Below are 19,990 nucleotides of genomic sequence, written 5' to 3'. Positions count from 1 at the left end.
GCGCTGCTCTCAGTAAGCAACGGGCTGGTGCGGTAACCGCGCGAGTGTCGACTTGCCTGACAGTCAAACGACCCGGACACGGGCGATGCCGGGCAGCCACGGGGGGAGCCGCCCGGCATCGCGTCGGTCGCTCCGACGGGGGATACGGAGCACGTTTCGAAGTATGGCACGTCCTGCATGCGGTTGAAGCACCAACCCGCGTAGCGCTTACCGCTAATTTTTGACGCTGTGAGAGGGGGCGCCCGCCGGGTCGCCCGCACGGCCCCGGTCGGCACCCCCGGTGTCACCGTGTGTATCCGAATTCGTGTGCGAGGAACGGTCGGTGGGCTCCGCGCCGTTGGTCGGAGCAGGTCCGGCGGGCATCGTCCACGAGTCTTCCGCGTGGGTGTGCACGGTCTGTCGTTCGGCGCTGGTGAGCACCGCGCCCGGCGGCGGCTCCAGCGCCTTGGGCGGGAGCGGCGGCACGAACTGCGCCCGCACGGGTGTGTTCGAGGTGGGCTCGCGCCCGGCGTTGGCCAACACCACCGCGATGTAGGGCAGGAACAGCGCGCCCGCGACCAATATCCACCGCCACGGCGACGGCGTGAACACCGCCGCGACGAAGCACACGGTGCGGATCGACATCGAGATGACGTACCGGCGTTGGCGCCCGGCCACGTCCTCGGTCAGCCCCTTGCGCGCACCACTGATCCGGTACACCGAGCCCTTGGCGTTCTTCACGACCCCACCGTCTCCGACCACGTGTCCACACACTCGTCCGCCTCTTCACGGTACGCCCGCGAGCCGGTCACACCGAGACCGGGGCCGGGACCTTTGCCGCAAACTGACCCGAGTGGCGGAGGCCGGAACCGGCTCAGCCGAGCGGCTCCAGAAACTCCGGCGGCACCGCCGCGACCAGCCACACGCCGTTGTCCGAGCGGCGGAACACATGCCCGGCGGCGACCATGGGCTCGGCCCGCACCACGAACAGCACCGGCCGCCCGCGCCGCGCGCCCACCCGGCGGGCCGTCTCGGTGTCGGCGGACAGGTGCACGTCGTGCCGATCCATCGGCCGCAGGCCCTCGACCAGGATCGAGGCCACGCTCTTGGGACTCGTGCCGTGGTAGAGCACGGCGGGCGGCACGGCCTCGACCAGACCCAGGTCCACCACGACGGTGTGTCCCTGGCTGGCCCGGATCCGGGTGCCGTCCGCGGAGAAGGCGAAGCGCCGCTTGTCGTTCTCCGCGACGACCTGCTCCAGCCCCGCCCGGGACAGCGCCACCCCGTGCGCGGCGCACGCCGCCAGGAGCACGTCCACGTCGACCCAGCCGGCCTCGTCCAGGGTGATCCCGAGCCGCTCCGGCTGATGCCGCAGGTGTCGGGACAGATACTTCGAAATCTTGACGATGTTCATGATGAACCCCAACGAAAGCACGGAGTCCCGCACGGGGACAGCGGTTTTCTCCGGGGACGCCGAACGCCGGGTGGGCTCGATCGAGCCCACCCGGCGTCCCGCGGACCGCGGCCGATACCGCGGCAGCCGGAGATTCAGCCGGTCCGGCGCCCGAGGACGCGCGGGTCGCGGACCGCCCGCTCCGACCCTCGGGTCATCGCGCCTGGCTCGGCGACGACATGTTGAAATCGCGGACCCGCAAGGGCGGCATCGCCGCGCGGGTGAACCAGTCGCCCCACTCGCGCGGGTAGGTGCGCTCCGTGCGCCCCACCTCGACCGCACGCCCGAGCACGTCCACCGGCGACTCGTTGAAGCGGTAGTTGTTCACCGCGCCGACCACCTCGCCGCCCTCGACCAGGTACACCCCGTCCCGGGTCAGCCCGGTCAGCAGCAGCGTCTGCGGATCCACCTCGCGGATGTACCACAGGCAGGTCAGCAGCAGCCCGCGCTCGGTCGAGGCGACCATGTCCGTGATGCTCGGGCCGTCGGCCGGCCCGTCCAGGATCAGGTTGTCGATCTCCGGCGCGACCGGCAGCCCGGTCAGCTCGGCGGTGTGCCGATTCGTCAGCAACGACGTGAGCACGCCGTCGGTGACCCAGTTCGTCCGCTCCAGCGCGAGCCCGTTGTCGAACACCGACGACGCGTCGCCGGAGGCGTGCGCGATGGTGAACGGCGCGCTCTCCAGGCCCGGGTAGGTCGGGTCGCTGTACAGCGTCAGCGGCAGCTCGCTGAGCCGATCGCCGATCCGGGTGCCGCCGCCCGGCTTGCTGAAGACCGTACGGCCCTCGTGCGCGTCCCGGGCGCCGCCCTGCCAGTACATGTAGACCATCAGGTCCGCGACCGCCGTGGGCGGCAGCAGCGTCTCGTAGCGGCCCGCCGGGAGGTCGAGCGTGCGGGTCGCCCAGGACAGTCGTGTGCCCAGGTCCGCGTCCATCGCGGCGAGGTCCACGTCGCGGAAGTCGCGGGTGGGCACGCCCGCCCACGCCGACCGGCTCAGGTCGGCCGACTTCGCGTTCAACTCGACGTGCCCGGTGGGCTGGTCGTGCCGCAGTCGCAGTCCGGCCGAGGTGCCCACATAGGTCGAGGTCAACTGATGCGACGCGAACCCGTACAGCAGCCGGTCGCCCTCCCGGGCCCGCCCGAACGCGGCGCCCAACTCCGGCGCGAAGTCCGCGAACACCCCGATCGAGGTCTGCGCGGGCGCCTGGTCGAAGCCGCCGTCCGGGCCGCCGCCGGCCCCGAGCAGCGGTCGCGCGTCCTCGGCCGGTCCGGCGTCGCGCGCCGCCGCCTCCGCGGCCCGGACCAGGCCCTCCAGCCGATCCATCGTCACGCCGCCGCGCGAGACGATCCCGGACGCGGTGCCCTCGGTCCCCGCGACGGTGGCCACCACGGTGATCCGCCGGCCGCGCGTCTCGCCGTTGGTGGTCAGCGCGTTGCCCGCCCAGCGCAGGTTGGCCGCCGAGGTCTCCTCGGCGATCACCACGCAGCCGTCCGCCTTGGACAGCGCCAGCGCGCGCTCGACCGTCTCGTTCGGCCGCGTCACCACGGTCTGCCCGCTGCTCATCGACCCGCCTCCTGAACCGTGTTGAGGACCTTCACGCCGCGGAACAGCGCGGAGGGGCAACCGTGGCTGACCGCCGCGACCTGCCCCGGCTGCGCCTTGCCGCAGTTGAAGGCGCCGCCGAGGACGTAGGTGCCCGGACCGCCGACGGCCTCCATCGAGCCCCAGAAGTCGGTCGTGGTCGCCTGGTAGGCGAAGTCCTTGACCTGGCCGACGATCCGGCCGTCCTCGATCAGGTAGGCGCGCTGGCCGGTGAACTGGAAGTTGTAGCGCTGCATGTCGATCGACCACGACTTGTCGCCGACGATGTACAGGCCCCGGTGCACCCGGCCGATCAGTTCGGCGGTGGACAGGTTGTCCTCGCCCGGCTGGAGCGAGACGTTGGCCATCCGCTGCACCGGGACATGGCCGGGGGAGTCCGCGAACGCGCACCCGTTGGACCGGCCCAGGCCCTGCATCAGCGCCATCCGCCGATCGAGCTGATAGCCGGTGAGCACGCCGTCGGTGACCAGGTCCCAGCTCTGCGTCGCGACGCCCTCGTCGTCGAAGCCGATGGTGGCCAGGCCGTGCGGCACGGTGCGGTCGCCGGTGACGTGCATGACCGGCGAGCCGTACTCGAGCTTGCCGAGTCGGTCGAACGTGGCGAACGAGGTGCCCGCGTAGGCGGCCTCGTAGCCAAGCGCGCGGTCCAGCTCGGTGGCGTGCCCGATCGACTCGTGGATGGTCAGCCACAGGTTGCTCGGGTCGATCACCAGGTCGTATTCGCCGGCCTCGACGCTCGGCGCCTTGAGCCGCTCGGCGAGCAGGCCCGGCAGCGACGCCAGCTCCTCGTCCCAGTCCCAACCCTCGCCCTTGACGTACTCCCAGCCGCGGCCGACCGGCGGCGCGACGGTGCGCATGGTCTCGTACGCGCCGGAGTCGCGGTCCACCGCGATCACGGTGAGCTGGGGGTGTATCCGGATCCGCTGCTGCGTGGTGGTGGTGCCGGCCGAGTCGGCGTAGAACTTGTTCTCCTGCACCACCATGCACGTGGCGTCCACGTGGTCCACGCCGTCGGCGGCGAGCAGTTCCCGACTCCACCGCGCGAGCAGTCCGATGCGCTCGGCCTCGGGTACGTCGAACGGGTTGATCTTGTACTTCGAGATCCAGGTCTCGTCGGCGTGCACCGGCTCGTCGGCCAGCGCGACGCGCTCTCCCGCACCGGCCGCCTCGCTCACCGAGCGGGACACCCGGGCCACCGCGACGGCCTGTTCGGCGACGTACGTCACCGCTTCCGGGGTCAGGTCGACACCCGCGGCGAAGCCCCACGCCCCGTCGTGCACGACCCGGACCGCGAAGCCCACGTCGGTGGTGTCCGCGGCCGAGTCGGTTTTCCCGTCGCGCAACCGGAAGGACGCGTCTCGTACTCGCTCGAAGCGGAAGTCCGCGTGTTCGGCGCCCAGTTCCCCGGCTCGGGACAGGGCCGCGGCGGCCAGCTCCCGAAGGGGATAGGCGAGGAACGTCGGATCGATCTCGTTGGGCACCCATTCCTCCATACGTTCGGCCTGTCGGCTCGCGTCGTTCAGTCAACCAGACACGATGTCGCCGGCATTCCGGTCTGCCGGTCGGACCGGTCCGGTGGTCGGACGGGTCTTGCGCCCGGACAACCGGAACGAAACCTGTCGCGCGCGGGCCGGCCGGATTCGGTCGGTGGAGCCGATGATTCCGGTTCCCGTCGGCTCTTGTCGGGTTCCCACAACGATCGGTCCGCGGACGCTGTCCCGGACCGGATTCCCCTTACCCCGGGGTAGCCCGATAGCGTCATCGTGACGCAAGCCGACGGCCTGCGCGCGCGCGTCCACAGGACATCCGAGGACAAAGGAGTGATCCGTTGAGCCGGTCCGTACTGGTCACGGGAGGAAACCGGGGCATCGGCCTGGCCATCGCCCGGGCCTTCGCCGCCGACGGCGACAAGGTCGCGATCACGTATCGCTCCGGCGAGCCCCCGGAGGGCCTGCTCGGAGTGCGGTGCGACATCACCGACGGCGAGCAGGTCGAGCAGGCGTTCAAGGAGATCGAGGCCGCGCACGGCCCGGTCGAGGTGTTGATCGCCAACGCGGGCATCACCCGCGACACGCTGCTGCTGCGGATGAGCGAAGAGGACTTCACCAGCGTCGTCGACACCAACCTGACCGGCACGTTCCGGGTGGTCAAGCGGGCGAGCAAGGGCATGCTGCGGGCCCGCAAGGGTCGCATCGTGCTGATCTCGTCGGTGGTCGGGCTGCTCGGTTCGGCGGGCCAGGCCAACTACGCGGCATCCAAGGCCGGTCTGGTCGGGTTCGCCCGCTCGATCGCGCGCGAGCTGGGGTCGCGCAACATCACCACGAACGTGGTGGCGCCCGGCTTCGTCGACACCGCGATGACCGAGGTGCTCGGCGAGGAGCGCAAGGCGCAGATCCTCAAGGAGATCCCGCTCGCGCGGTACGCGGACGTGGACGAGGTCGCCGGCGTGGTCAAGTTCCTGACCTCGGACGCCGCGTCGTACATCACCGGAGCCGTCATCCCTGTGGACGGCGGACTTGGAATGGGGCACTGAACTCATGGGCGACCTGCTTGCGGGCAAGCGCATTCTCGTCACCGGCGTCATCACCGACGCCTCGATCGGCTTCCACGTCGCCAAGCGGGCCCAGGAGGAGGGCGCCGAGGTCGTACTGACCGGATTCGGCCGGCTCTCGCTGGTCAACCGGATCGCGAACCGGCTGCCCAAGCCGGCCCCGGTGATCGAGCTCGACGTGCAGAACCCCGAACACCTCGCGGCGCTCGCGGACAACGTGCGCGCGCACGTGCCCTCGCTCGACGGCGTCGTGCACTCGATCGCGTTCGGACCCAAGGACGCGCTCGGCGGCAACTTCCTCAACACCGAGTGGGCCGACGTGGCCACGGCCGTGCAGGTCTCGGCGTACTCGCTGAAGTCGCTGACGATGGCCTGCCTGCCGCTGATCGAGGCGAACAAGGGCACCGGCGGCTCGGTCGTCGGCCTCGACTTCGACGCGCAGGTGGCGTGGCCGGGCTACGACTGGATGGGTGTCGCCAAGGGCGCGCTCGAGTCGACCTCGCGCTACCTGGCCAAGTACCTGGGCGAGAAGAACATCCGGGTCAACCTGATCTCCTCGGGCCCGGTCAAGACGATGGCCGCGAACAGCATCCCCGGCTTCGAGAAGTTCGAGGGTGTCTGGAACGAGAAGGCCCCGCTGGGTTGGGACCTGCGCGACGCGGACCCGGCCGCCCGGGGCGTGTGCGCGCTGCTGTCCGACTGGTTCCCCAAGACCACGGGCGAGGTCATCCACGTCGACGGCGGACTGCACGCCATCGGCGCGTAGTCGGACCCACTCCGCAGCCCGATCGCCCGACCCGACAGGTCGCGGCGGTCGGGCTGTGTCGTAGGGGCCGCGGGATCGGGACGGGCGCGTCGTCGCCCGTGGGACCGCGACCCCGTCCGGGAGCGGCCCGGGTGGGCGGGCGGAGAACCGCTCAGCCGGTCGCGGCGGCGATCGTCGCGGCGATGCCGATCAGCACGGTGATCAGCAGCATGATGCCCAGGATGCCGCCGAGCTGCTTGGCGGAGGACTTGTTCGGGTCCGGCGGCGCCAGCACCGTCTGGCGGATCTCGTCGTCCGCGCCGGACGCGGCGGCCTCGGCGGCCTTGCGGGCGAGGATCTCGTTGCGTGCGTTCGACCGCGCGACTTCCTCCGCGTGGGTGCGCTCCTCGCGGGCCTTGCGAGCGGCCATGGCCCGCTCGTACCGCTCCTTGGAGGATTCGCCAGATGTAGCAGCCATGGCATCGAGTTTCGCAGACCCGCCCCGTCGGACCGACCGGCGGGGCGGGGTCGTGCCCCGGCGGGTGAACGCCCGTCGGCGTGGAGCCGGTCCGGGCGGTGGGGAACTCCCCACCTCTCCCCGGGCGTTGTGCACACGTGTCGGCCCTCGTCCGATGTCTCCATCCCCCGACTGGCGACATCGGCGTTTGCGCAGGTCAGCGACTTGATCACGGAAGCTTCCCCTTACACGCATCCCGATATGCCCCGACTGGTCACCACGAGGCTCGTTCTCAGGGGTAGGGCCAGCCCTACTACGCAGGGGTGCCTGCCCCCCGATCAAGACACCTGTCCGCAGGATGTGACCCCCGGTTGCCCGCCAATACCTTTTTCCGTGTCGAGGAAACCCTCGGCCGACGGAGAACACAGGAGCGGGGACCCATGGCATCCAGGCGTAATTTCGCCGCCTCGATCGGTGGCTGGAGCGCACAGCATCGCAAGACGGCGGTATTCGGGTGGCTGCTGTTCGTGGTCCTCGCCGTCGTCATCGGCAACATGGCGGGGTCGCAGGAGATCACCAAGGTCGACCAGGGCGTGGGGGAGTCCAGGCGGGCCGCGCAGATCATCGACGAGGCGGGGATCAAGGAACCCGCCGGCGAGATGGTGCTGGTGCGCAGCGACACGCTGCCCGCCCTGGACGCGAGGTTCCGGGCCGCCGTCGACGACGTGATCAACCGCGTCAACGCCGTGCAGATCAAGGGCAACAAGGGTCCGGCGACGGAGCACATGCGCTCGCCGTACGAGACCGAGGGGGGCCTGTCCGCGGACAAGCACTCGGCGCTCATCCAGTTCGACATGGCGGGTGAGGAGGACAAGGCCGTCGACAACATCCAGCCCGTGCTGGACGCGGTGGCCGAGGCCCGCAAGGCGCACCCCGACGTGGCGATCGAGCAGTTCGGTGACGCCAGCGGCGACAAGTGGTTCGAGGACACCATCGCCAAGGACTTCACCCGGGCCGAATGGACCGCCGTCCCGCTCGCGCTCGGCATCCTGCTCGTCGCGTTCGGCGCCGTCGTCGCCGCCCTCCTGCCGGTGGCCCTCGCGCTGACCGCGTTCGTCGCGGCCGGCGGCCTGCTCGCGCTGAGCAGCCACCTGATGCCCGTCGGCGACAACGCGCAGTCGGTGATGCTGCTGATCGGCCTGGCCGTCGGCGTCGACTACTGCATGTTCTACCTGCGCCGTGAGCGTGAGGAGCGGGCCAAGGGACGCGACCCGGAGACCGCGCTGCGGATCGCCGCCGCCACCTCCGGCCGGTCCGTGCTGATCTCCGGCATCACCGTCATGGTCGCGATGGCCGGCCTGCTCCTGTCCGGGATCAGCGAGTTCAAGTCGATGGCCTCCGCGACCATCCTGGTCGTGCTCACCGCGGTGCTCGGTTCGCTCACCGTGCTGCCCGCGATCCTGTCGATGCTGGGTGACCGGGTCGACCTGGGCAAGATCCCCGGGCTGGCCAAGATGCGCCGTCCCACCGAGGGCAGCAAGATCTGGGGCAAGATCCTGGGCGTCGTGCTCAACCGACCCAGGGCCACCACGGTGCTCGCCGGCGGCCTGCTCGTCGCGCTGACCATCCCGATGTTCGCCATGAAGACCTCCGAGCTGCCGATCGACAAGGAACTGCCGACCTCGCTGTCGATCGTGCAGACCTACCAGCACATCGAGAAGGCGTTCCCCGGTGGTCCGGCGCCCGCCCAGATCGTGGTCAAGGCGCAGAACCCGGACGACCCCAAGCTCGCCGCCGCGTTCGACGACCTGCGCCGCGAGGCGGTCGCCAGTGGTCGCATGCACGAGCCGATCGAGGTCGAGCGCCAGGGCACCACCAACGTCTTCAAGGTCTCGGTCCCGCTCGCCGGCAGTGGCAACGACTCGACCAGCGACAAGGCCCTGTCCACGCTGCGCGACAAGATCATCCCGAACACGCTGGGCAAGCTGGACGGCGTGGACGCCCCGGTGACCGGTAACACCGCCGGCTCCAAGGACTTCAACGACAAGCTCGCCGACGCGCGGTTGCCGATCTTCGCCTTCGTGCTCGGCTTCGCCTTCCTGCTCATGCTGGTCTCGTTCCGCTCGATCGCCATCGCGGTCACCGCGATCGTGCTCAACCTGCTGTCGGTGGGTGCCGCCTACGGTGTGATGACGCTGGTCTTCCAGCACGGCTACGGCGACTTCCTGGTCGGCACGGACGCACCCGGCGCGGTCGTCTCCTGGATCCCGATGTTCCTGTTCGTGATCCTGTTCGGCCTGTCGATGGACTACCACGTGTTCGTGGTCTCGCGCATCCGTGAGGCCTACGACAAGGGCATGGACACCAAGTCCGCCGTGTCGCACGGCATCCGCACCACCGCGGGCGTGGTGACCAGCGCGGCGACGATCATGGTCGCGGTGTTCGCGGTCTTCGGCACCCTGTCGATGCAGTCGATGAAGCAGTTCGGTGTCGGTCTGGCGGTCGCGGTCCTGCTGGACGCGACGATCATCCGCGGTCTGCTGCTCCCGGCCGTGATGAGCCTGCTCGGCGACCACAACTGGTACCTGCCCCGCTGGCTGAACTGGCTGCCGCAGATGGACCACGGCGACGAGGCGGTCGACGTGCCGGCCCCCGCCGCCCGGCCGGTTCCCGCGTACGCCGGGGCCAACGGCTACGCCTCGCCGAGCCACGAGCCGGCGCACCCGGGGACGACCGGATACGACGAGGGCGTGTCCCGGTCGCGCCGGATCCCGCAGCCGCCGGTCGGCTGACCCGAACCGGACCGCCGCCGGAGGGATCCTGGCGGTGACCACCCTGTAGATCCGAGCAAAGCGCGGGTCGGGACCGGATACTCGGTCCCGACCCGTCGTGCGTGTCGGCTCCACCGACGCGATCCGGCCGGCGCCGGCGGTCCCGTCGATCGTGTGCCGAGGTGCCGAATCAATCGTGTGCCGAGGCGCCGACCCGCAGTGCACAAAGGCCGATGTCTGAGAGGCTGAACCCATGGCATCCCACCGACAGCGCAATCTTGTGGTGATGAGGCACGCGAAGGCCGAGTGGCCCGACGGGCCGGACCACGAGCGACCCCTCGCCGAACGCGGCCGCAAGGACGCCGCCGAGACCGGGCACCGGCTGCTCGACCAGGGCATCACCCCCGATCTGGTGGTGTGCTCGCCGGCCGTACGCACCCGGGAGACCTGGCGTCTCGTGGGCAAGGTCTACGACCACAAGCCGCACACGATCTACGACGAGCGGGTGTACGAGGCGAGCGCGCAGGCGCTGCTGTACCTCGTCCAGGAGACCCCCGACGAGGTCGACACGCTGCTGCTGATCGGGCACAACCCGGGCGTGGCCACGCTGGTCAACGCGTTGGCGGGCAGCGGCGAGGACGACACGCTGGCCCGGCTCCGGGAGAAGTACCCGACCTCGGCCGTGTCGGTGCTGAGCCTGCACACCCCGTGGGCCGACCTTCGGGAACGCTCGGCCCACCTGACCAGGTTCAGCACGCCCGAGTCCTGACCCGCCGCGAAAAAAGCGGTGCTTCGAGACACCGCCTCGAAGCACCGCCTCGAACGCCGGACGGCCGCACTCGGCCCGTCCGGCGTTCGACGTCGCGGGACGCGTGTCCCGGTTCGGCGCTACACGTCGGCGGCGTCGGCCGCCTCGATCTCGTCGCGGGTGACGCCGAGCAGGAACAGCACGGTGTCCAGGAACGGCACGTTGACCGCCGTGTCGGCGGCCTCGCGGACCACCGGCTTCGCGTTGAAGGCCACGCCCAGACCCGCGGCGTTGAGCATGTCCAGGTCGTTCGCGCCGTCGCCGATGGCCACCGTCGCGGTCAGCGGGACGCCCGCCTCGGCCGCGAAGCGGCGCAGCAGCCGGGCCTTGCCCGCCCGGTCCACGATCTCGCCGACCACGCGCCCGGTGAGCTTGCCGTCCACCACCTCGAGGGTGTTGGCCGCGCTGTAGTCGAGCCCGAGCCGCTCCACCAGCGCGTCGGTGACCTGGGTGAACCCGCCCGAGACGATGCCCACCTGGTAGCCGAGCCGCTTGAGCGTGCGGACCAGGGTGCGCGCGCCGCGGGTGAGCACGACCTGCTCGCGGACCTTGTCTATGGCGTCCTCGTCCAGCCCGGCCAGCAGTGCCACCCGAGCGTGCAGCGACTCGGCGAAGTCCAACTCGCCGCGCATCGCGGCGGCGGTCACCTCGGCCACCTGGTCCAGGCAGCCGGCGTGTTCGGCCAGCAGCTCGATCACCTCGCCCTGGATCAGGGTCGAGTCGACGTCCATCACGATCAGCCGCTTGGCCCGGCGGCGCAGCCCCGAGGGCTGGACCGCGATGTCCACCCGGCGCTCGGCCGCCTCGGTGGCCAGTTCCAGGCGCAGCTTGTCCGTCTCGACGCCGGAGACCTGGAGCTCGATCGCGGTCACCGGGTACTTGGCGAGGCGGAAGATCCGGTCGATGTTGGCGCCGGTGGCCGCGATCCGGTGCGCTATCCCGGCGAACGCGGTGGCCTCCAGCGGGTGGCCCAGGACGGTGACGTGCGAGCGGCCCTCGCCGCGCGGGCGGTTGTCGCCGACGCCGGAGAGGATCTCCGCCTCCAGCCGCTCGCCGTCCGCCCAGCGGTGCACGCCGGCCCGCAGCCGGCCCTCGTCGGCCGGCGTGGTGATCAGGACGCACAGCGTGAGCCGGCCCCGGGTGACGGTCTGCTCGACGTCGACGACCTCGACGGAGTGGCCGGCCAGGATCTCGAAGAGGCTCGACGTCACCCCCGGCCGGTCCTTGCCGAAGATCTTGACGAGAAGAGTGCGCGGCGCATTCATGATGCTTCACGGTACCGGCCGTTCGATGGCGCACGCGTCGCCGGTCCACGGTACGAACACCGGAGCAAGGCCCGCGCCGGTCGGATCTACCCAGGCCAGGGGCCCGACCGGGTCGGACCCTGCGGATCGGGCGGGGGTGGCGGGCGGTACGCCGGGGCGGGTCTGTTCGAGTGCGGCGGGCCGGGCGGCGCGGGTGCGCCGGGGGCGGGCGGATGTGCCGACGGGGGCCGGGAGGCCGATCGGTCCCGCGGGTACGGCGCGCCCTGCGGGTAAGGCCGCGGCGAGCCGGCCGGCGGCGCGGCGCGGGTGGGTCGCGGCGGGCCCGCGGCCGGCGGCGCGCCGGCGGGGTCGGTCCTGCGGTAGCGCACCCAGTCCGCGACCGCGCCGCCGATGAAGCCCGCGCACGCGCCCCACAGCAGCCCGAGCAGCACGGTCCACAGGTAGTCCGCGTGCAGCGACACCGACGCGCCCGGGGACATCACCCCGCCGAGGACGGTCACCGCGACCTTGAGCTGGAGCTCCATCAGGTAGGAGATCACCAGCAGGCCGCCGGCGAGGGCGACCGCGAACCGCCACGCGTGCTGATGCGGACGCACCGAGGCCGGCGCGCGCATGGCCATCACGGTCGCGCCGAGCAGCAGGAGCAGCGCGGAGAACAGCGGCACGAACCACGCGCGCGAGTCCAGCTCCGCCAGCCGGTCGATCCGGATCGGCAGGCCCTCCCCGGCGGAGGCCTTGACCAGTTTGCCCAGCGGGCCGGGCAGACCGAAGGAGAAGCCGCCGAACTCGGTGGGCGCGCTGCTGGTGGCCTTCCACGGGATGCCCAGGCCGAGCGAGGCGAGCAGCCAGACCGCGTTGGGCAGCGCGAACAACATGCCGCCGATCATCCGCTTGGGCGCGGGCGCGGCGGCGGCCACGAACGGGGTGCCCACGATCCCGGCGACCACCGCGGTGATCAGCACCGCGAGCAGACCCGCGACCGGGGCCCGCAGTACCGCGCGGTGCCGCAGCCACTTGAGCGGGAGCGGCCCGCGCGCGGACACCGCGACGGCGGCCACCAGGGTGATCAGCAACCACAGTGTGCCGAAGACCAGGGTGCCGCTCACGTCGGTCTCGAACCTGGCCGCCGCGCCCAGGTCGAAGATGCCCATCAGGTCCTGGGCGCCGCCGACCTGCGAGACGAACTGCTGGATCGGCAGCGAGTGTTCGCCCGTCGACACCACCACACCGAGCGCGGCCATGGTGAACACCAGGACCCGCACGCCGTGCACGATCAGGTCCAGCGCGCCGATCACCAACCGGTGGCGGAGCGGGCGCAGGAACAACCAGCCCAGCACCAGCGCGCCGATCAGGCCGATGCCGAGCAGCATGATGTCGACCTTGCCGCTGCCCTGGGCGAGGGAGATGTCGCCGGTGAGTTGGCTGAGGATGTCGTTGTCCGGGCTGCCCTGTTCGGCTCCCTTGAGGTCGACGGTGCCGCCGACGGCCAGCGCGATCACCGCCGCGACCAGCGCGGGCATCGTGCCCGACCCCAGGCCGTCCGCGCCGAGCAGCCACAGCGCCGCCCACGCGGCGACGGCCATCGCGACGAACGCCGCGAGCACCGCGCCGAGCGCGTGCAGCCAGGGCGCCACGCCGCCCCAGTGGGCGGGTCCGGCCGGTGGTCGGGCCGGAGGCGGATCGTGTTGCCGCGGTGCGTTGTGCTGCTGCTGGTTCCAGGACACGACCGCTCCTGTCACGTGCGACCCGGCTGCCGGTTGAGCGGGACAAACTCGACTATCGAGCGCCCCGACCCGCGCGTCAACGGATTCGGCCGGACTGCCACCCGTGCGGACGGCGGGAATCGGCACCCGACCGGCGATTACGCTCGGCCGCGTGAGAGTGGCGGACGGTCACGATCGCGACGGACCTTCGAATCGGCGATATGAATGCAAAGATCCGACCGATGGATGATCGGAGAAGATCACACCCGATTCGGAGAAGTTGATGTTGTAATCCCCCTTCGGAGTGGTTCGGTGCCCTTCCGGATGAGAAAGGCTGCCCGCGAGGCCCGCGCGTCCCTACACTCTCGAAGAGTGGGGGACAGCTATACGCCAGAAGGACCGGCAGTGCCGCACCTGACCGTCGGCACCAGCGCCGGAGCACCCGTGATCCTGGATCCCGGGCGGGAACACGTCGTCGGCCGCGACCCGTCCTGTGCGATCGTGCTCGACGACCGCCGGGTGTCGCGCCAACACGCGATCCTGCGAGTGGGGCCCGACGGCTGGGAGTTCGTCGACACCAACAGCGTCAACGGCTCATGGGTGCGCGGCAATCGGGTGCACCGCGTGGTCGTCGGCCGAGGCTGCGAAGTGCTGCTCGGCGACCCGGACGACGGCGACCCGCTGCGCCTGGCCCCGGAGTCGAACGTCACCGAGGTGGTGCCGCCGCGGCCGGCCCACCACGACCACGTACAGATCCCCGAGCCGCCGCGCCGGAGCGAACCGCCGCCGCGCCGCGCCGAACCCCCGCGCGGGGTGGAACCGCCGCGTGGGCTCGAACCGCCGTACGTGCCCGAGCCACCTCGGCAAGTCTCCGAGCCCGCACGCCCGTTGGGCTGCGCGCAGATCGGCGCCGGGCCGCACGCGGATCCGCGCCCGAGCGTGGACCGGGCGCCGAGCATGGTCATCCCGCTCCCGGTGCGCACCCTGCGGATCGGCCGCGCGCTGGACAACGACCTGGTGCTCACCGACCTGATGGTCTCCCGGCACCACGCCGAATTGCGTACCACGCCCGGCGGCCGGCGCGAGATCGTCGACCTCGGCAGCCACAACGGCACCTTCCTCAACGGTCAGCCGATCGAGCGCGCGCTGCTGGGCGAGGCGGACCTGGTCGGCATCGGGCACGCCACCTTCCGGCTGGACGGCCAGGAACTACGCGAGTTCATCGACACCGGCGAGGTCTCGCTGGAGGTGCAGAACCTCACCGTCACGGCGGGCAAGCGGGTCCTGCTCGACAACGTCTCCTTCCCGCTCGCCGAGCGCAACCTGCTTGCCATCGTCGGCGGTTCGGGCGCGGGCAAGTCCACCCTGCTCGGCGCGCTCACCGGCAGCCGGCGAGCCGCCAGCGGCAAGATCCTCTACGACGGCCGCGACCTGTACGCGAACAACGCCGAACTGCGCCAGCGGATCGGCCTGGTGCCGCAGGACGACATCCTGCACGCCCAGCTCACCGCGCGCACCGCGCTGCGCTACGCCGCGCAACTGCGCTTCCCCGAGGACACCGAGGCGGCCGAGCGCGAGCGCCGGGTCGAGGAGGTGATCGGCGAGCTGAGCCTGGACAAGATGCCGCGCGGCGCCACGGCGCCGTACGCCGACACCAAGGTCAGCAGCCTCTCCGGCGGCCAGCGCAAGCGGGTGAGCGTCGCCGTCGAACTGCTCACCAAGCCGTCCGTGCTGTTCCTGGACGAGCCGACGTCCGGCCTGGACGAGGGCCTGGAACGCTCGGTGATGGAGAAGCTGCGCGAACTCGCCGACGACGGCCGTACGGTCATCGTGGTCACCCACAGCACCCGCAGCCTGAACGTCTGCGATCGCGTGCTGGTGCTCGCCCCGGGCGGTCGGATCGCCTTCTTCGGACCGCCGGACGAGGCGCTGCCGTTCTTCGGCAAGGGCGACTGGCCCGAGGTTTTCAAGATGTTCGACGACGAGCCGGACCGCGACTACGAGGGTCCGTTCCGGCGCTCCGAGTTGTACGGGCGGTACATAGAGGTCGGCCGCGATCGCGCGCACGCCGTGCAGGGCGATCGGCCCCAGGCCAAGCCGCCGAAGCCGCAGGGCTGGTTCTCCCAACTGACCACGCTGTCCCGGCGCTACCTCGCGGTGATCTCCTCGGACCGCAAGTACCTGGCGCTGTTGGCGATAGCGCCGCTGTTCCTGGGGATGTTGTGCCGGGTGATCCCCGGCGAGCTGGTCAGCCCGCCGGGGTCACCGCCGGGCTCGAATCCGGAGGCGACCACCAAGCTGCTCGTGCTGTTCGTGATCAGCGGCCTGATGGGCACCGCCACGGCGGTCAACGAACTGATCAAGGAACGCGCGATCTACCGGCGCGAACGCAGCGCCGGGCTCTCGGTGTCCGCCTATCTCGGCTCCAAGATCATCGTGCTCGGACTGATCTCCGCGATCCAGGGCGTCGTGCTCACCGCGGTCGCCCTGGTCGGACAGAAGTTGCCCGCCAAGGGCGTGGTGATCAGCCCGCCGATCATCGAGATCGGCATCGCGGTGGTGCTGTCCGCGATAGCGGCGATGGCGGTGGGCCTGGTGGTCTCCGCGTCGATCGGCAGCGCGGAGCTGGCGATGCCGCTGCTCGTGGTCATCGCGATCGTGCAAGTGGTGCTGTGCGGTGGCCTGTTCCCGCTCAACGGCAAGGCCGGCATCGAGCAGATCTCCTGGCTGGCCCCGGCTCGCTGGGCCTTCGCCGCAGCCGGCAGCACGATCGATCTGGCCACCCAACTGCCGCGCAAACCCGGCGAATCCCCGGATCCGCTGTGGAAGCACGATCCGAAGGTCTGGTACCGCAACATCGGCATCCTGGCCGGCCAGATCGCGGTCTACGGCATGATCGCCCTGTTGATGCTCCGCCGCCTCGACCCGAAGACCAAGCGCAAGCGCGGCGGCTGAAGCGTGCTCCACGCACCGCGCGGGCGTCTCGTGCTCGCCGCGCGGGAGTGTCGTGCACGTCCATGCAAGCCGGGCGCCGCGCGGGCGTCTCCTGCTCGCTCAGGCGCGGTCCGGCTCCAGGGCCGCGCCGTACGCCGCCACCATCGCCCGGCGGCAGGCCCGCTCCAGTGGGGCGAGCGCGCCGAGCCGCGCGGAGATCTCGGCCGCGCTGACCGCCGCGCCGTCCTCGGCGCAGGCCACGCTCAGTACCGCGTGGATCCGGCGGGCCTGGTCGAGCACCCGGCCGGCCCGGCCCGGATGCCCCGGCGCGACCCGGGTGTCCGAGTCCTTGCGGTACAGCCCGGCCAGGGCACGTTGCGCGGCCGGACCGCTGCCCGCCACGTCGAGCCGGGTCAGGTCCTCGATGGCGTCCCGCATCGCCTCGGCCAGCTCGCGCTCCGCCTCGGCCAGGAACGGCCCCTGAGCGGGCCGGTCGCTCACCTCGAGCATGCGCCACGCGACCCGCACCGCCGCGTCGCCGTCGGTGCCGTGCCGGGTCACCTCGGGTACCAGGCCGTACGCGACGTCCGGCGCGCCGACCGTGATGGCCGCCTCGCCGGCGTCCAGGGCGAGGTCGTTGAACGCGGGCGGGCCGGGCAGCGCCAGCGGGTCGCCCGCCACCGGCAGGGCCAACCGCAGACCGGTCACGCCCAGCGCGCGCAGCCGACCCAGCGCCAGCGACAGGCCCACCGGCACACTCTCGCCGGGCACGCCCGTCACCCGATGCGGTTCGTCCGTTCCGACGATCTCGGACACCGCGTCGTCCGGCGGAACGTGCCCGGCCAACAGGGCATTGCCCCATGCGACGAGAAGTCCGGAGCGAGGTTCGGCAAGCATGCGGACAAGCCTAAGGGGCGTCACAACGCTCCCGGACACGACCGGAGGCGGCTCGGTGTCATAGGTTTCTCCCGGACCGGGTGCAACAACGCGGACCACGGAGCGAGGCGGCGATCCCACACAAGGGGATGCCGCCCGGCGGCGTAGCGCACGATGGGGAGCTGGCAGGCGATGAGCGACGTTCTCGAACTGGTTGACGTATCGGTGGTGCGCGACGGTCGCCCTCTGGTGGACCAGGTCACCTGGTCGGTCGCGGAAGGCGAACGCTGGATCGTCGTCGGACCCAACGGCGCGGGCAAGACCACTCTGTTGCAATTGGCGTCCACCTATCTGTTCCCCACCACCGGGGCCGTCGCGGTACTGGGCGAGAAGCTCGGCACGGTCGACGTGTTCGAGCTGCGCCCGCGCGTGGGCATGGCCTCGGCCGCGCTCACCGACAAGCTGCCCCGGCGCGAGCGGGTGCTGGACATCGTGCTCACCGCGGCCTACGGGATGACCGCCAAGTGGCACGAGCGCTACGACGCCGAGGACGAGCAGCGCGCCCGCCGACTGCTCGACCAACTCGGCATGGCCGAATACGTCGACCGCCGGTTCGGCACCCTGTCCGAGGGCGAGCGCAAGCGGGTACAGATCGCCCGTGCGCTGATGACCGACCCCGAACTGCTGCTCCTGGACGAGCCGGCCGCCGGCCTGGACCTGGGCGGGCGCGAGGACCTGGTCCGCCGGCTCGGCACGCTGGCCGCCGACCCGTACGCGCCGTCGATGATTTTGGTGAGCCACCACGTCGAGGAGATCCCGCCCGGCTTCACGCACATCCTGATGATCCGTCAGGGACGGGTGCTCGCGGCCGGCCCGATCGCCGACACGCTCAACTCGCGCAACCTCTCGCACTGCTTCGGCCTGCCGCTGATCGTCGAGCAGCAGTACGGGCGTTGGTCCGCGCGCGGCCTGCCGATGCCGGAGGCGCCGGAGGCGCAGGGCTGACCCCGGGCGCGCGTCCGGCGCTGATCGTTTCGGCCGAGAACCGCCTGCTGCCCGACGGGTCCACGATCTACGATGAACACGTGGACGCATGGATGTGGTGGCTCATCGCGGTCGGGGCGTTCGGCATCTTCGGCGTGCTCACCTCCTTCGTGGAGATGGGCATGTTCGCGGTCGGCGCCGCCGCGGCCGCCGCGGCGGCCGGACTCGGCGGCAACTTTCTGATCCAGTCCGTCGTGTTCGCGGTCGTGTCGATCGCGCTGCTCGTGTTCGTGCGACCGATCGTGGTCCGGCACGACAACACGCCCGGAGCACGCACCGGCATCGAGGCGCTCAAGGGCACCAGCGCCGTGGTGCTGGAACGCGTGGACGAGCACGGTGGCCGGATCAAGCTCAACGGCGAGGTCTGGTCGGCCCGCAGCCTGGACACGACCGCCGTGTTCGAGCCCGGCAGCCGGGTGGACGTCGCGGACATCGTGGGTGCGACCGCCGTGGTGATGTGAGACCCCGATCGTTGCGCCAACCGTGTTGACGCCCCACGCCGGCCCGCGAACCCCTACGCTCGAACCAGCCTTGGAATTCGAAGGCAGCCACAGGCAAGCAGGACCTCGGGAGAGATCGTGAAGGCCACCGCCGTCATCGTCCTGGTCGTACTCGTACTGCTGGTGGTCGTCGCCCTGGTCAAGACGGTCAAGGTGATCCCCCAGGCGAGTGCCGCCATCGTGGAGCGATTCGGGCGCTACACCCGCACGCTGCACGCCGGACTCAACATCCTCGTACCGTTCATCGACCGCATCCGGCAGATGATCGACCTGCGCGAACAGGTCGTCCCCTTCCCGCCGCAACCGGTGATCACCGAGGACAACCTCGTCGTTCAGATCGACACCGTCATCTACTTCCAGGTCACCGACCCGCGTGCGGCCACCTACGAGATCGCCAACTACATCCAGGCGATCGAGCAGCTCACCATCACCACGCTGCGCAACATCATCGGTGGCATGGACCTCGAACAGACGCTCACCTCGCGCGAGGAGATCAACGCGGGGCTGCGCGGCGTGCTCGACGAGGCGACCGGCCGCTGGGGAATCCGGGTCAACCGGGTCGAGCTCAAGGCGATCGAGCCGCCGCCCTCCATCCAGGACTCGATGGAGAAGCAGATGCGCGCCGAGCGGGACAAGCGCGCGGCGATCCTGACCGCCGAGGGCCACCAGCGCTCGCAGGTGCTCACCGCCGAAGGTGACAAGGAAGCCGCCGTGCTGCGCGCCGAGGGTGAGCGCCAGGCCGCGGTGATCCGGGCCGAGGGTGAGGCGCGCGCGATCGAGACCGTCTTCGAGGCGATCCACGCCGGCGAGGTGGACAACAAGCTCCTCGCCTACCAGTACCTCCAGATGTTGCCGAAGATCGCCGAGGGCAGCTCCAACAAGCTGTGGATCCTGCCCAGCGAGGTCACCCGGGCCCTGGAGGGCATCGGCGACGCGGTCGGCAACCTGTCCCAGAACGGCTCCGGCCCGGCCCACCGGGTACCGCAGGTGCCGGTCGAGGAGGAGCCGGCCTGGCCCGGCTCGGGTACCTCCACCGCACCGGCCCGCAAGCTGCCGCCCGGCAACGGCGCCTCCACGCCGCCGCGCCCGCCCGCCGACCCGCCGACCATTCCGGCCCAGCCGCCGATCGAGCCGCAGCGCCGCGGCACTCCGCCGGCCGGCGACGTGGAACCCCCGCACATCGAGCGCGGTCACCGACCACCACGTTGAGGTCGGCTCGCGGGCTGCGATGATCTCTGGCGTTACGGCCACGGGGGAAGCTCGATGTCCTCCCGACGCCAGGATCATCGCGGCGAAGCGGG

General features: G+C 71.0%; 16 protein-coding genes. 8 read left to right on the top strand and 8 right to left on the bottom strand.

Annotated elements, in window-relative coordinates; translation table 11 throughout:
* Positions 1 to 213 precede the first annotated feature (213 nt).
* The 4 genes from OG948_RS09795 to OG948_RS09780 all read right to left on the bottom strand — a co-directional run bounded on the left by OG948_RS09795 (position 214) and on the right by OG948_RS09780 (position 4,516).
* A complete protein-coding gene (locus OG948_RS09795) occupies positions 214 to 720 on the bottom strand; it encodes a DUF3099 domain-containing protein (RefSeq protein WP_406295509.1) in 507 nt (168 codons plus the stop codon).
* Positions 721 to 853: 133 nt separating this feature from the next.
* On the bottom strand, positions 854 to 1,393 hold the full coding sequence (locus OG948_RS09790) for an RNA 2'-phosphotransferase (protein WP_406295507.1): 540 nt from the start codon (positions 1,391 to 1,393) through the stop codon (positions 854 to 856).
* 193 nt (positions 1,394 to 1,586) lie between these two features.
* Positions 1,587 to 2,996 carry a metallopeptidase TldD-related protein gene (locus tag OG948_RS09785; RefSeq protein WP_406295505.1) on the bottom strand — a complete coding sequence of 470 codons (1,410 nt, stop codon included), beginning with the start codon at positions 2,994 to 2,996 and terminating at the stop codon, positions 1,587 to 1,589.
* A complete protein-coding gene (locus OG948_RS09780; RefSeq protein WP_406295503.1) occupies positions 2,993 to 4,516 on the bottom strand; it encodes a TldD/PmbA family protein in 1,524 nt (507 codons plus the stop codon). The genes OG948_RS09785 and OG948_RS09780 overlap by 4 nt, the downstream gene beginning before the upstream one ends.
* Positions 4,517 to 4,863: 347 nt before the next feature.
* On the opposite strand from OG948_RS09780, the gene fabG reads away from it, so the two are divergent.
* On the top strand, positions 4,864 to 5,568 hold the full coding sequence (gene fabG, locus OG948_RS09775; protein WP_020556165.1) for a 3-oxoacyl-[acyl-carrier-protein] reductase: 705 nt from the start codon (positions 4,864 to 4,866) through the stop codon (positions 5,566 to 5,568).
* Positions 5,569 to 5,572: 4 nt separating this feature from the next.
* Positions 5,573 to 6,352 (top strand): enoyl-ACP reductase FabI, encoded by a 780-nt coding sequence (fabI, locus tag OG948_RS09770; RefSeq protein WP_406300217.1) that lies wholly within the window; start codon positions 5,573 to 5,575, stop codon positions 6,350 to 6,352.
* A gap of 151 nt (positions 6,353 to 6,503) precedes the next feature.
* Here the strand turns inward: fabI and OG948_RS09765 are convergent, their stop codons facing one another.
* Positions 6,504 to 6,809 (bottom strand): hypothetical protein, encoded by a 306-nt coding sequence (locus tag OG948_RS09765; protein ID WP_395862731.1) that lies wholly within the window; start codon positions 6,807 to 6,809, stop codon positions 6,504 to 6,506.
* 419 nt (positions 6,810 to 7,228) lie between these two features.
* Here OG948_RS09765 and OG948_RS09760 point away from each other — a divergent pair, with 419 nt between their 5' ends.
* On the top strand, positions 7,229 to 9,580 hold the full coding sequence (locus tag OG948_RS09760) for an MMPL family transporter (protein WP_406295502.1): 2,352 nt from the start codon (positions 7,229 to 7,231) through the stop codon (positions 9,578 to 9,580).
* A gap of 232 nt (positions 9,581 to 9,812) precedes the next feature.
* The gene (locus tag OG948_RS09755) at positions 9,813 to 10,328 is read left to right on the top strand and encodes a SixA phosphatase family protein (protein ID WP_406295500.1); all 516 of its coding nucleotides are present in this window, start codon (positions 9,813 to 9,815) and stop codon (positions 10,326 to 10,328) included.
* A 119-nt stretch (positions 10,329 to 10,447) separates the two neighbouring features.
* On the opposite strand, the gene serB is transcribed toward OG948_RS09755, so the two are convergent.
* Complete coding sequence (serB, locus tag OG948_RS09750) at positions 10,448 to 11,632, bottom strand: phosphoserine phosphatase SerB (protein WP_406295499.1); 1,185 nt, start codon at positions 11,630 to 11,632, stop codon at positions 10,448 to 10,450.
* An 86-nt stretch (positions 11,633 to 11,718) separates the two neighbouring features.
* Positions 11,719 to 13,356 carry a streptophobe family protein gene (locus tag OG948_RS09745; protein ID WP_406295498.1) on the bottom strand — a complete coding sequence of 546 codons (1,638 nt, stop codon included), beginning with the start codon at positions 13,354 to 13,356 and terminating at the stop codon, positions 11,719 to 11,721.
* 384 nt (positions 13,357 to 13,740) lie between these two features.
* Between OG948_RS09745 and OG948_RS09740 the strand changes: the two genes are divergently transcribed.
* A complete protein-coding gene (locus OG948_RS09740) occupies positions 13,741 to 16,290 on the top strand; it encodes an FHA domain-containing protein (RefSeq protein ID WP_406295496.1) in 2,550 nt (849 codons plus the stop codon).
* Positions 16,291 to 16,389: 99 nt separating this feature from the next.
* Here OG948_RS09740 and OG948_RS09735 read toward each other — a convergent pair whose 3' ends face one another.
* Positions 16,390 to 17,166 (bottom strand): hypothetical protein, encoded by a 777-nt coding sequence (locus OG948_RS09735; RefSeq protein ID WP_406295495.1) that lies wholly within the window; start codon positions 17,164 to 17,166, stop codon positions 16,390 to 16,392.
* A 171-nt stretch (positions 17,167 to 17,337) separates the two neighbouring features.
* Between OG948_RS09735 and OG948_RS09730 the strand changes: the two genes are divergently transcribed.
* From OG948_RS09730 to OG948_RS09720, 3 genes are all read left to right on the top strand, one after another.
* Complete coding sequence (locus OG948_RS09730) at positions 17,338 to 18,150, top strand: ABC transporter ATP-binding protein (RefSeq protein WP_406295493.1); 813 nt, start codon at positions 17,338 to 17,340, stop codon at positions 18,148 to 18,150.
* Positions 18,151 to 18,242: 92 nt separating this feature from the next.
* Entirely contained in the window at positions 18,243 to 18,650 is a 408-nt protein-coding gene (locus OG948_RS09725; RefSeq protein ID WP_406300216.1) for an NfeD family protein, read from the top strand.
* A gap of 117 nt (positions 18,651 to 18,767) precedes the next feature.
* Positions 18,768 to 19,898, top strand: a complete 1,131-nt coding sequence (locus OG948_RS09720; protein ID WP_406295491.1) for an SPFH domain-containing protein — start codon at positions 18,768 to 18,770, stop codon at positions 19,896 to 19,898.
* Positions 19,899 to 19,990: the final 92 nt, after the last annotated feature.

Origin of the sequence: Embleya sp. NBC_00888 (assembly GCF_045207655.1) — a bacterium.
In the GTDB taxonomy this organism is placed as follows: domain Bacteria; phylum Actinomycetota; class Actinomycetes; order Streptomycetales; family Streptomycetaceae; genus Embleya.
Note: the sequence above shows the minus strand (reverse complement) of the source record. Positions and strands in the feature narration are given on the sequence as shown.

Coding starts and splice junctions, on each gene's coding strand:
- OG948_RS09785 (WP_406295505.1), bottom strand. CDS start 2,996: ATGAGCAGCGGGCAGACCGTGGTGACGCGGCCGAACGAGACGGTCGAG.
- OG948_RS09760 (WP_406295502.1), top strand. CDS start 7,229: ATGGCATCCAGGCGTAATTTCGCCGCCTCGATCGGTGGCTGGAGCGCA.
- OG948_RS09725 (WP_406300216.1), top strand. CDS start 18,243: ATGTGGTGGCTCATCGCGGTCGGGGCGTTCGGCATCTTCGGCGTGCTC.
- OG948_RS09765 (WP_395862731.1), bottom strand. CDS start 6,809: ATGGCTGCTACATCTGGCGAATCCTCCAAGGAGCGGTACGAGCGGGCC.
- OG948_RS09790 (WP_406295507.1), bottom strand. CDS start 1,393: ATGAACATCGTCAAGATTTCGAAGTATCTGTCCCGACACCTGCGGCAT.
- fabI (WP_406300217.1), top strand. CDS start 5,573: ATGGGCGACCTGCTTGCGGGCAAGCGCATTCTCGTCACCGGCGTCATC.
- OG948_RS09755 (WP_406295500.1), top strand. CDS start 9,813: ATGGCATCCCACCGACAGCGCAATCTTGTGGTGATGAGGCACGCGAAG.
- serB (WP_406295499.1), bottom strand. CDS start 11,632: ATGAATGCGCCGCGCACTCTTCTCGTCAAGATCTTCGGCAAGGACCGG.
- OG948_RS09730 (WP_406295493.1), top strand. CDS start 17,338: ATGAGCGACGTTCTCGAACTGGTTGACGTATCGGTGGTGCGCGACGGT.
- OG948_RS09735 (WP_406295495.1), bottom strand. CDS start 17,166: ATGCTTGCCGAACCTCGCTCCGGACTTCTCGTCGCATGGGGCAATGCC.